Annotated in this window: 6 protein-coding genes; all 6 read right to left on the reverse strand. The window is 38.1% G+C overall.

Annotated features, from left to right (window positions below):
- Positions 1-47: 47 nt before the first annotated feature.
- The 6 genes from AAHJ11_RS21215 to AAHJ11_RS21240 all read right to left on the reverse strand — a co-directional run bounded on the left by AAHJ11_RS21215 (position 48) and on the right by AAHJ11_RS21240 (position 12,602).
- Complete coding sequence (locus AAHJ11_RS21215) at positions 48-1,613, reverse strand: sulfatase (protein WP_148364135.1); 1,566 nt, start codon at positions 1,611-1,613, stop codon at positions 48-50.
- Between the two features lie 75 nt (positions 1,614-1,688).
- Positions 1,689-2,627, reverse strand: coding sequence for a DUF1735 domain-containing protein (locus AAHJ11_RS21220; protein ID WP_413580083.1), 939 nt, complete (start codon positions 2,625-2,627; stop codon positions 1,689-1,691).
- Between the two features lie 14 nt (positions 2,628-2,641).
- Positions 2,642-4,438 (reverse strand): RagB/SusD family nutrient uptake outer membrane protein, encoded by a 1,797-nt coding sequence (locus tag AAHJ11_RS21225; protein WP_148364133.1) that lies wholly within the window; start codon positions 4,436-4,438, stop codon positions 2,642-2,644.
- 19 nt (positions 4,439-4,457) lie between these two features.
- A complete protein-coding gene (locus tag AAHJ11_RS21230; RefSeq protein ID WP_320974367.1) occupies positions 4,458-7,529 on the reverse strand; it encodes a SusC/RagA family TonB-linked outer membrane protein in 3,072 nt (1,023 codons plus the stop codon).
- 18 nt (positions 7,530-7,547) lie between these two features.
- Positions 7,548-9,428: a RagB/SusD family nutrient uptake outer membrane protein gene (locus AAHJ11_RS21235; protein WP_148364131.1), complete on the reverse strand. Its 1,881-nt coding sequence runs from the start codon at positions 9,426-9,428 to the stop codon at positions 7,548-7,550.
- Between the two features lie 21 nt (positions 9,429-9,449).
- Positions 9,450-12,602, reverse strand: a complete 3,153-nt coding sequence (locus AAHJ11_RS21240) for a SusC/RagA family TonB-linked outer membrane protein (protein WP_148364130.1) — start codon at positions 12,600-12,602, stop codon at positions 9,450-9,452.
- Positions 12,603-12,874: the final 272 nt, after the last annotated feature.

The following is a 12,874-nucleotide window of genomic DNA, read 5'->3' on the forward strand; positions in this document are numbered from 1 at the left end:
CTGAACTTTGTCCATTAATATTTTCATCAATATATTTATAGACAGGATCAGAGGGTTTCCTTTTCTTTTGTGAAATGGTAATTAAAAGGATTTCTTTTGAAATGATAACGATTCCGTGGTACTGGCAACGGGTCTTGCATACGTAACTCCCAAGTCATCAACTCTTCCAGTAATTCCATTTGTTTGGAAGTATATTTCTTTTTATTATAAAGATTATTAATCTCGGAAGGGTCAGTTTTCAAATTATACAATTCGCCACGACCATAGTTATCAAGCACTAATTTCCAGTCGTCTTTGCGAACCATTCGTTCTGTTCCGCTCTGAGTCCAAGTATTCAGTTCGTCAAAGTGTGCTATTTTATTGGGTTGCAAGGCACCTTCTTTAACAAATGTTAGAGGTTCATCCCGAGTGAAATCTTCACCGCCAAAACCCTGTTGAACTATTATGCTCGAAAATTCTCTCTTTGGGTATGACTTGCCAGTCAACATAGGCCAAAGGCTACGTCCCTGCACTCCGAGTGGTATATCCGCACCAATAGCCGTGCAAATGGTAGGAAAGACATCGGCAATAGAGACATGTGCATCCATAGGGGCACTTTGAGGATGAATACCACATCCCGCCCAAATCATCGGGATACGAGTCAGACATTCAGGAACTCCGGCACCTTTACGAATCAAACCGTATTCCCCGCAATAATCTCCATGGTCCGACAAGATTACAAAAATGGTATTTTCATAAAGCCCGGCAGCTTGAAATCCTTCAATCAGACGTTTAGTCTGATCGTCAATTAGGCGGAGCATCCCCAAATAATTACCACGCAAACGAGGAAGATCTGTCGCAAGGTTTGGACAAGCAGTATCTTCCAATTCTGCCAAGATAGCATATTTGTCTCCTTTTTTAGACAGGTCTTTCCGGCTTGTCAAAGTTGCAGGTATCTTTTCCGGAGAAAACATCGAAAAATAAGGTTCCGATATCTGATAAGGGTTATGCGGTTCAGGCATTGAAACCCACATAAAAAAGGCTGAGTCTTTTTGCGCTTCCGCCCAGGCTAAAGCTTTAGTGACAATTTTTACCGGGTTCTGCGCTTCTGACGGGAAAGGAGTGGCTTCCAAATATTGTCCACGAGCTTTGTTATTTAGGAAGAATGCAAAATCCTTATCTTCTTGTGTATCTCGCTGATTTTTTCCCCAATGGAAATATTCCTCACAATAATCGAAATCTTTTCCTTTCACATGTGCATGATTCTTACCTACTAGTGCAGTCTTATACCCTTGTTCCTTAAATACTTCAAGCATATCTTTCTTGTAATACATGTCGGGAGTGTTGTGATTGGTACGGACATGAGTGGCAGTAGGAAAACGTCCTGTAAACATGGAACAACGCGCAGGCATACTGGCAGGAGCCACCGTATATGCCTTGTCAAACCACACATTACTCAATGCAAGAGAATCGGTAAAAGGAGTTACAGCCATTGGGAAGCCTTCACGACCACATAAATCTGCCCGTTGCTGGTCAGTCATGATAATAACAACATTGGGTTTGTTAGTTTGGGCAACTCCTGTGGTTATACAGAGTATGCTGGAGACAACTGATACAGCTAATTCTTTTTTCATATACTTTTTTGCTTTTACTGTTATCTTTTTGAGACATGAAAAACCGATATAGTTCCTCATGTCTCAAGTTTTAAATTACTTCCATGATTCTACTCGTAAATCGTTCACAGGATCGCGACGTAACACTAATTGTTCTTTCACTTTATAACGTTTGCCTGCTAATTCATAGGTGTAATTCAAGTTGATTTCCGGACAAGGTTTGTCTCCACTATTGAAGGTGTAAGTCGGACTTTGGGCAATGTAGCTGCCATTTCCTTCAACGATTGTGACTCCTCCTTCTATACCTTCTATTTGAACATTGTAGTCCGGACCTGATTCGCTGTTGTTGTCGATTGTCAATTGGAAACGATTGGCATTGCTTTTCGTTAAGTTCGCTACTCCGGGTCTTAATAATTTATTTTGGGCGAGAGTGCTTAGTTCCAGAGTATTATTATTTATCAAGTCTTTTTCTTTATACACCACAGTGGTACTTTCTATAATATTTCCATTATCATCCACTTCACTTACTTCACCTTGAAGATAGTAAACGCCGGAAAAGGAACTGACATACTTTATTGCTACAATAGAATAATCCGCTCCTTCGCGAATAGAGTTCATGGAACTTTCTATAACTCTGAAAGGGAGGGCATAATGTGTAGTCAGACTTAATGGATCTGTATAAAAAGCATCTGTAAACTTGATTTCAACATCTGCTACAGGTAAATTAGATTTCCGCACTTTAAATATCTCCGGATCTTCCAATGTATAATATTCTTCGGGGAGAAGTGTAAGAGGAGTACCCTCTAATAAAGAAGCATCCAAGGTAAATTTAGCCCAATCATTCATGTCAACTTCCCGTTTACCTCCTAATGATACTCCCACATATATAGGCATATCACGGTCTGATATAACTGTACGCAATGGGTTTTGTAAAGCAAAACCAACATTTGTTGTTTCATAATCATGGGTATAATCTTCATAGCAAGACACTAAACAAGTCGTCAAAGCGAGCAATATTATTTTTGCAATTTTCATAATCGTATATAATATTAGTTATTATTCCACCCCATATTATTTTTGAGGTTTGGATTCTTTAATAATTCGTCGTTAGGTAACGGCAAATAGTAATAGCGAAGTGCATCCAACGGACGTTGTTCTATTTCTTTTATTTCATAAGAAAGACCATTATCCGTTCTTGTCACTTGTATTCCTTCAATAGTGGTATCTAGGGGAAGTAAACAGCGGCGTAAATCCCAAAAACGGTGATCTTCGAAAGCAAATTCTATACGACGTTCATTTTGGATTAATTTCCGGAATGCGTCTTTACCTTCAGAAGCTACTTCTGACAAATAGGTAGCATCTGTGATACCACCTGATTTTTCACGTATGATTTTTAAGACATCATAAGCGCTATATTTGCAGTCGTCACCTTTACCTTCAGGTCCCCATGCTTCATTGGCGGCTTCTGCATAATTCAGCCAAACTTCTGTTTTACGTAATAATGGGTTAAAGTGCCGAGAATTCAATGTTTGAATCGGATCCAGCATATTTTTTTGTGTAGTAGACAAGAATTTGGATAAATAATATCCCGAACGACTGGCATAAATGTGAAAACTCTCTGAATCTTTTCCACCTTCAGATACATCAATGTTTGAGTTATAAGCTCCAAACTTTTTTCCTTGATAATATAGATTCATATTGAATCGGTTATCTCTAGCTATCAGATACGGATCTTGCTCGTCATATAATGAACGTGAATCTGTTATTGGATAGCCATTTTTGGCGGGAAAGGCGGCTGCTAAATTATGGGAGGGAATTGTTTGTGCATTTCCCAAATAAAAAGGAGGATAGTGTCGACTCTCCATACCATGTACAAGTCCCATGTAGGTGCGGAAAATAAAATCGGCCGGGGTATCACTGCCAGCATCAGCCAAGTCTTTAGCAGCCATCGCTGTAAAGGTATAGTTTATCCCTGCGTTTTTGAGCACTTCATTGGCAAAAAGAGCAGCACGCTCCCAACCTGCTTGATAAGTAGCTTCATTCAATACAGTAAAATTACCCATGCCATTTATTTGAATCACATCTATGTTCTGATAAGCCGGACTTGCTGCATAGAGCAAAGTTCTTGCTTTAAGAGCATTTGCCGCTAATCCGCAAGCTCTACCAATTTTAGATTTTCCGACAACTACATCATCTCCTGTGTAAGTTACAGGTAAACGTCTGGCAGCTTCTTCACAATCGGAAACAATCTGGCTGACGCAATCTTTATACGAGTCACGTTTAAACAGACTTGGCTTTGCAGATTCCTTATCGCTAATGAAATGGTTGGTGATCGTATATCCCAATGCTTCTCCTTCGTCTGTTCGTCCTCCATAAGTTTGTAACAATTTGAAGCTACACCATGCTCTTAAAAAATAGGCTTCACCAAGTAAACGAGTCTTTATTGCCTGGTCAGTTTCTTTACTTACACGATTGTATATCACATCATCTGTAACTCCTTTTTCTATGAATAGATTGATGCTTTGTATCTTATCATACATATTGTCCCAATTTCCAAGTGGATTTGTTGATCGGCTGAATGCTCCCATACTAGCTCGGTATACACTCGAACCATAATTTCGGGTTAGTGCATTGTCTGTTGCAGCATCTAAGAAATTATCATCATAATGATCCGGAACAACCATTAAATCAGCATATGCTTGAGTCAAAACGGCTTGTGCCATATCTGGATTAGTCCATACGGTCTCACTGGACCATTCATTCGTCAATTTAGGGTCAAGCAGATCTTCACAAGAAACAATACTTCCCCAAACACAAGTTAACAGTATTAATTTGCTTATTTTCATATTTTTATATTTTTTAAGTTTAGAAAGAGACGGATAAACCGCCGGTTAGAGTCATATAGGCTGGATAATTTGTGATTCCGGCATTTAATCTTTCCGGATCCAGATCCTTTATTTTAGAGAAAGTAAGCAGATTTGTACCACGAACGAATAGTTTACATTTATTTGCAAAGAATCTACCAGCTTTATTTTCAAATGTATAACTAAGTTCTACATTTTTCAAACGGAAAAATGATCCATTCTCTGTCCAAAAACTGGAATCACGAAAGTTATTGCTTTCTGTCGTTGTTGTTAATCGGGGCATTGTACCTGAAGGATTATTAACCTCATGGTAGCGATTTAATGCTAATTCAGAGTATCCATTCAGACCATTATTCCAATAATAAGCGTTTGTACATAATTGAGTAATACCTGTATGAAGAGTTCCTAACATATAAAGTCCAAACCCTTTGTATTTGAGGTCTACATTGATTCCCCAAGTAGTTACAGGAAAACTTTGTCCTAGACTCATACGGTCATTATCATCTACAATCCCATTGTTGTTTAAGTCAGCGTATGCAATATCGCCATTTTGATATATACCGTATGATTGCAATGAGTGACCTTCTAATGGAATGTCTTTTCCAAATAATCCTAGTGCTTGTAAGCCAAAAATAGTACTAGTAGGTCGCCCAATGGCTTTACGATAGCTTTCCACTCCTTCTATTTCATTCCATTTATCTAATTTATTTTTCGAATAAGTCATATTGGCTCCGACTGTGTATAAAAAGTCTCGCCCGATATTTCCTTTCCAGTTGATTGCAATATCTATACCTTGATTAGTCACCTGACCGATATTTTCATATATTGTATAATTCCCTGCTGTAGCGGCATATTGGGCATTATTCACTCCAATGATGTCTTTTCTACATTCATGGAAATAATTAAGTTCTGTGCTTAAACGATTATTAAAGAATAACCCTTCGATACCAATATTAAACTCTTGAGAGTATTCCCATGTTAAATCAGGATTTCCCCAACGAGCTAAACTAACTTTATGATCTGTTTGATCCTGAAAGAAATTATAGTTGCCATTATTATTCCAACCAGTTTGATACAAGAAGAATCCTGTATTACCTGTATAGCCTAACACACCGTAACTTGCTTTTAGCTTCAGGAAGTTAACTGCCTTTACTTCTTTCATGAAACTTTCGTTAGAAATTATCCATGAAGCTCCTATAGCCGGAGAAAAGAAAAAACGATCGTTTTTATCAAATTTGTTAGACCCCATACCAGCCAGAGTAAGCTCGGCTAGATAACGTTTGTCATAACTATAGTTTAGACGCAGAGAGATATTGGCATCTTTAAAATCTTGTGTCATTCCTGTCATCTCATTCTTTGTATAGCGGAATGCTCCAATTGCTGAAAAGTCATGCACTCCTAATGTACGTTCATATCCTATATCTGCACGCATACCAAAATAGCGGTAGGTATTATTGGAGGCTATCTTTTGCGTTTTGGGCAAATCCAGCTTTTTCATCTGTGTATATCGGGTGATAGTTTCACCGTCTAAATCACTATAAGTGTCAATAGCATAGGTTGGATAAGTATTCCTTAATTCTTGACGTAAATAACTATAATTGTCAAAAGTTACATAAGCATTAAATGTCAATCCCTTAACGTATTTATTGAAGTCAAAATTTGCTCCAAGGTTTGTCTGGCTATTTACATACCTTTCGGAAGTGTCACCTCCATAAACCATATCTGCATATAAATTGTCTACTATCCGTGTGCTGGCTCCGAAGAATGGCGTCCCGTCTTCATTGGGGGTAAACTGTCCCGATAATGTTTCATTAGGAATGATGAAAGGGTACTCATTGGGACGATTAGAAGATAATGTGCTGAATATACCTGCGCCATCTTTGGCACCCCAGTTTTTCAGTTCCACACGAGCTGCAACATCTGCTGTTACAGTAAGAAAATCTGTGATTTTAATATCCAGATTACCACGTGCATTCATGCGGTGTAAGGCCGAACGTTCTCCAACTTTTTCTAATCCGGAACCGCCGGTATATCCACCAACTAACGCGTATTTCACACCTTCATTACCTCCATTAAACTCAATTGTACCTTTTCGGTAGATATTTTGGTTCAATAAGAACTCATTGTAATAATCAACATTTGGATACAATACGTCATTGATTCCGCTACTATTTCTATATCCTTCTAATTGTGTGTCAGTGTAGTAGGGATTCATACCATCGTTTATACGAGCTTCGTTAAACAGTTTTGAATAATTGTAGGAATTCAGATAGCTAGGTACACGTGTAGTGGGTTGTACGCCATATTCTACCCCGACACGTACAATTCGTTTATGTGCCTCTCCTCTTTTTGTACGTACTAAGACTACTCCGTTTGTGGCAGCTGCTCCATACAGGATTTTGGCTGTGGCATCTTTTAAAACTTCGATGGATTCTATTTCTTCCGGTAAAATATCATCTATTGGGCGTTCTATTCCATCAATAATGACTAAGGCTGTATTTGTTCCATTATTGTGTTGTCCGCGGACATATAATGTTGATGCGTTATAGCCCAAGCCGCCGTCACCGGAAATAGCAATTAGTCCGGCAGCTTGTCCTTGTAAGGCATTGGATAATTGTAAATCAGGGTATTTTAATACATTCTCCATAGATAACTTGGATACTGTACCTACCAGATCCCGCTGATACGTTTTTCCACCGTCTGCACGTTCGTGTATGTCTCTTTCTGAAGCATATAGATCTTCATTTTGTAATTTAATAACAGTGGGTTGTTCTTTTGCGAGGTTTATTACAACATCTTTATAACCGAACGCTTCAATTAATAAGGTTCCATCAGCTTTTGTTTTGAATGCAAATTTTCCATTTGCATCTGTATAGTTAATAATAGAACCTTCACCGCTCAATACTGTTACTCCGCTTAGCGGTTTACCACTGTTGTCTGTCACCAGCCCTTTCACTTCAATAAGGGCTGTTTTTTTCTTTTTGGGTTTATCCTGTGCTTCTAGCGAAGTGGCTATGCCGGATAATATAGCAGTGACAAACAGAATAAATATGAATTTATTATATCTTTTCATTTGATTAAGCCATTTTAATTACCAATATGGGTTTTGTTGCAAATTATTCAATGCGTCTACATCATGTTGAGGCAAAGGATACCAGTAATTCTTCTTTGTAAAAGAACGCACTTCCGGAGTTATATCGATTTGTTCATAATCATAAGTCAATGTAGACTTGTCCGTGATACTTCCATGATTGGATTCTCGTGGTGTGAATAATGCTCCCTTAATAGGATAAGTATCCTTGAATGTTTCTTCTAAGATCATCCAACGGCGGATATCCCACCAACGATGATTTTCAAACATTAATTCTACAGCACGCTCACGGCGATAAGCTGCACGGAATTTATCAGGATCGGCTACAATATCTGATGGCAGATCTGTTAAGCCAATTCGTCTGCGGAGAATATTAATAGCTTCTGCTGCTGATATGGGACATCCCTCAATAGTTGCCGTAGCACTTCCACAACCCTCGAATAGTGCTTCTGCATAATCTAAATAAATTTGCGAAGCACGGATATATATGGTGAGGAAGCGATAGTCCCACCAACAATTCGGATTGTTCTTTTCAAGATATTGGTTACATTCCGGCCACATGAACTTCTTACACATAAATCCTGTAAACATTCGTTTGTTACAGTCTTTTTGAGTTAGCATGTGCTGATAGGCTGCTCCTCCTTTGTAGGTTGTAATGTAATAGGTACGTCCATCGGCGTAATGTCCCCAAGTTGTTCCTGGTAAAAGGATATTGTTATAGAAACGGGGATCACGATCCTCAAATGGTTTATGATCATAATCAAGCGCATAGCCGCTTCGTGGGTCATCAATCGGGTAATAAATACCGTCTGCTCCCTTTTTGTCAAACATGTTGACGATATTCAAACTTGGGCAGCACATGGAATTTCCATCTGGTCCCGAACCGAATGCAAGATCCTCATATTGCCAGAATGTGCGGATAGTACGTTTTTGGTTTTGATTAGCAGCATTAGGAAATTGTCGCTTGACCCAAATGTACTCCGGTTGATGTACTGGTGGATATTTAAAATAGAAAACATTCGTATATTCTTCTTTACTAGCCAAACCATAAGGATAAGGGGCAGACTTGCTTCCATCCATATAACGTATTACTTCATAAGCTGATTTTGCTGCTGATTTTGCGCGTTCCGTGTCATAGCCTTTGTTTTCTGTAGAATTTAAATCATTTTGCATCAATGGACTTGCATCAAATAACTGTGCCCATTCTTTAAGTGCCATTGCTGCAATTTTTGTGGGTCTTCCATAGTTTGGATCATCCCAACTGTCTGGTAGCATGTAGATTGCTTTTTGTATATCTTCCATCATCCAGTCATGTGATTCATGGTAGGTTATACGGGAAATATCATCATCTCCACCTTCAAAGACCTTGTCAATAATAGGCATCCCCCCATATCTTTTAATTATCTGAAAGTAGAACCACGAACGATAGAAATAAGCTTGTCCCAGAATCTCGTTTTTTTGTTCAGGTGTCAAAGGAGCCTTATCGATATCATTAATTATGCGATTATTGATACGTAGCGCTTTATAAGAACGAGATATGGCTGTACTTCCACCGTTGCCAATCTCAAAAGTTGTACTTGATTTGGCATTACTTAACCAGTTTCCGGAATGTAAGGTAAAAACGGCAGATGAATTATCCGTGGTTGCCATCTCGTCTGCAAAGAGACCGACAAATGCGCGTCCATTTTCCCAATTATCCATTACCATAACATTTTCCAATTGGTTGAAAGATTGATCTAAGAAACCTCGTAAAGAATAGTAGTCTCTGAAGATATCATCTTCTGTCAATCCTACATCTTCCCTTTTGTCTAAGAAGTCTTCACAGCTTGTCATCCCGCCAAGAATGAAAACTGAACAGATATATAATAATACTTTTCTCATCTTTATTTCTTTTGAATATGATTAAAATGAAACTCTTAGTCCTAAGGTATAAGTACGGACAATCGGATAGCTACCTACACCTCCTGTTTCTGGGTCTACTCGTTTGTCGCCTTTCCAGAAAGTCAGTAAGTTATTTCCATTCATGTAAACTTGAAGATTGGAAATATGTGCTTCACTCAACCATTTTTTAGGGAATGTATAACCTATCTCCATATTCTTTAATCGTATATATGAATAGTCGGAATAACGATAAGTACTTTCCACTTTATTGTATGTATTGTTCAAGTGTGTAGTAGGTCGCATAACACCCGATGAGTTAGCTGTTTCCGGAGTCCATCGTTCCATAGACTTTGGTTGAACGCGTATATTTGAAGCGGGAAAATCCCACAGATATTGGTCAAACTGTAACTTGTATATATTGCGTGGCGAATAGAGCATTGCACTGAAGTTAAGTCCTTTCCAATTGAAGCCGAAAGAAAATCCGATAGTAGTCAATGGGTAATTCAATTCGTCTACAACTACCTTGTCATTTGAGTTGATTATCCCGTCTCCATTGAAGTCTATATAAATAAGATCTCCAGGAATTACTTGCGATGCTGTAGTACCATTTATGGCCGTTTGTGCGTAATTGAACACATCGTCTATCGAACCATAATTACCGATCGCAATAAAACGGTTTTGATAATCAATCGGTTTACCTGCGGCTTTCAAGTGCTCATCCGCATTTCTTGGATCATCCTTATAGACAATCCGGTTTTCGCTGGTTGCAAAAGTTAAAGCTCCCCAGTAATTAAAATTACGTCCGATTTTATCATTCCAGCGTAACTCTAATTCTAAACCATGATTTTTCGTTTCTCCTCGGTTGATAGCGTTAAAAGTAGCTCCTACAATAGAAGATGTGGTTTGTGGGGTCATTAGAATATCTTTACGATTCTCTTTAAATAAATCCAAAGTTAAGTCTAACTTATTCCATAAGCCAATTTCTATTCCGAAGTTATGTTTTGTTGCTTTTTCCCAAGTTGAAGTCAAGTTAGCAATATCTCCTTCAGTATAGAGCGGGCTATGTGTAACTCCTTGTGTATTTCCTAATTCAATACTTCCTAGTGAATTAAATAATTGGATGTAATTCCAACGTGCAGCGGCTGCATCACTGCCGACTTTGCCGTATGAATATCTGAATTTTAGGTTAGTCAGCACATCTCCAACATGTTTTTTTATAAAAGGTTCTTCTGAAGCACGCCATCCCAAAGAATAGGAAGGGAACAGACCGAAACGTTGTCCCCGGGCAAATTTTTCCGAACCTGTATAAGAGATATTCATCTCTGCCAAATAACGTTCTTTCCAATTATAAGTAACACGTCCTACCCATTCTTCACGATAACTTGGGAATTTGATAACTTTATCATCTTTTGAATCGGACACTTGACGATTCATCAGAGCTAATGCTGTTATATTATGACTCCCGAATGAACGATTATATTCTACGGAGAATTCGTAATATAACTTACGGTTATAACCATCCAAATTATCATAAGAAACGTTGGGAGGGAGTTCAATATCCTCATCATTTGGCCATCGTTTCTCCAAAATCATGGGATAAGTGAGGGAACCATCTGCATTGACTATCGGATTAGAATAATCGTATTCGCGATGGTATTTAATAATACTGTTTCTGGATTCAAAATCATTGTTACCCCAAATTTCACCAGTCTTTATACTAGAACGAGTAGTGGAAGCAGAGGTGTATGAAACTTTAGCGGCAGCTTTCAGCCCTTTAGTTAGGAAGTCCAGTTTTTGTTCCAAACGAACATCATACCATCCCTGAAAGGTTTTATACAGTTGTGACCCATTTGTATTCATATTACAAACAGGATTATAGCCGGCAGTAGATCCATCTCCCCAATAGCCATCACTATACTTTATCGGGAAGGAATTAGTTGGTGCCGCAATGATTCTAGTGTATACATCATCAGCAAAGTTGTCATTGCGGTATCCCATTTTTCCGGCAATATTTACTGATAAGGAAGTTGTTTTAGTTAGATTAAAGTCTAAATTTGAACGCCAGTTATAACGGCGATAGTAGTTCCTTGGATCAAAATTCTCCTGTTTCTGTAAATCATAAATATCACCGTCATTTTGATAACCGATGGAGGCGAAGTAACGCATGAAATTGGTTCCTCCGCTGATATTCACATTATATTGCTGGGAAAAACCTGGTTTAACCAATTCATCCCACCAGTCTACTTGTGGAAAGACATCATTATAAGGACCGTAGTTGCCTGTATCAAAAGCATTTGACCAAGCATTGATAACGGATTGTTTAATTTGTTGATTCCAATTATTATCATTAGCTACAGCTTCATTATACATTTTCATGGATGTAACATAATCTGCCCATTCCATATTTGCAGTAGTCTGTTTAATACCAAAGCTTGTAGAAAAATTGATGTTTGGTTTCTTATCTTGTCCGCGTTTGGTTGTTAACAATATTACACCATTTGCACCTCGAACCCCATATACGGCTGTAGCAGAAGCGTCTTTTAGAATAGATATAGACTCGATTTCATTCATGTCAACATCATTCATGTCTCTTTCTATACCATCTACCAAGACTAAAGGATCAGAGTTTTGCCAGGAAGCCTTACCACGAATGTACATTTTTGTATCACTTGCTCCAGGCTTGCCTGAAGTATTGATAGCTACCAAACCATTTAGTTTACCTTGTAAAGCCTCTGATACAGAAGTAATATTACCTCCTTTCAACAATTCTTCTCCTTTAGTTTGGGTAATAGCGCCTACGCTTGATACCTTTTTCTGAATGCCATAACCCACTACCACTACTTCTTCTAGTTGCTTGCTATCTTCCTCCAGAGAAATGATAGTCTCTTTTTTCAGATCATTCACTTTGATTTTCTTTTCTTGATAGCCGATATAAGAAATTTTAAGTACGGCATTAGTAGCTACAGATAGCGTAAACCGACCATCTATATCAGAAATGGTACCATTCGAAGTTCCTTCAACAGTAATGTTTACTCCTATTAAAGGTTCATTGCTTTTTGCATCTACAATTTGCCCTTTAATGCTATGATTCTGTCCCCAAAGTAAAGGAGGAGAAAGTAGTAGAGCTAGAAAAAGTAGACACATCCACTTAAATTCCAAGTTTTGATGTTTCATAGTAATAACGTTAAAAAGTTGTGTGTATAAAAAACATTCTTATTTCTTTTTTTCTGTCCTGAATAAAGTTCTACTATACAGCGTTTAGCCTATATTTTGTAAGCCTTTGATTTTATAGTAATATTCTTTAAAGATCTCCTCTGTATAAATTTGAAATAAACGTCATGATAACTTTATTGATTATTCTGAACTTTATCCATTAATACCTTCATCCAGTATCCTCCGATTACTGAACGTGCTCTGAAGCCGACCCATCTGCCGCTGTCTGTATG

Origin of the sequence: Bacteroides sp. 90-K9/2 (assembly GCF_047310725.1) — a bacterium.
GTDB lineage: Bacteria > Bacteroidota > Bacteroidia > Bacteroidales > Bacteroidaceae > Bacteroides > Bacteroides vicugnae.

What these genes read in the sequence shown, in the direction of transcription:
- AAHJ11_RS21220 (WP_413580083.1), bottom strand. Translation starts at nt 2,627, where the DNA reads ATGAAAATTGCAAAAATAATATTGCTCGCTTTGACGACTTGTTTAGTG.
- AAHJ11_RS21225 (WP_148364133.1), bottom strand. Translation starts at nt 4,438, where the DNA reads ATGAAAATAAGCAAATTAATACTGTTAACTTGTGTTTGGGGAAGTATT.
- AAHJ11_RS21215 (WP_148364135.1), bottom strand. Translation starts at nt 1,613, where the DNA reads ATGAAAAAAGAATTAGCTGTATCAGTTGTCTCCAGCATACTCTGTATA.
- AAHJ11_RS21240 (WP_148364130.1), bottom strand. Translation starts at nt 12,602, where the DNA reads ATGAAACATCAAAACTTGGAATTTAAGTGGATGTGTCTACTTTTTCTA.
- AAHJ11_RS21230 (WP_320974367.1), bottom strand. Translation starts at nt 7,529, where the DNA reads ATGAAAAGATATAATAAATTCATATTTATTCTGTTTGTCACTGCTATA.
- AAHJ11_RS21235 (WP_148364131.1), bottom strand. Translation starts at nt 9,428, where the DNA reads ATGAGAAAAGTATTATTATATATCTGTTCAGTTTTCATTCTTGGCGGG.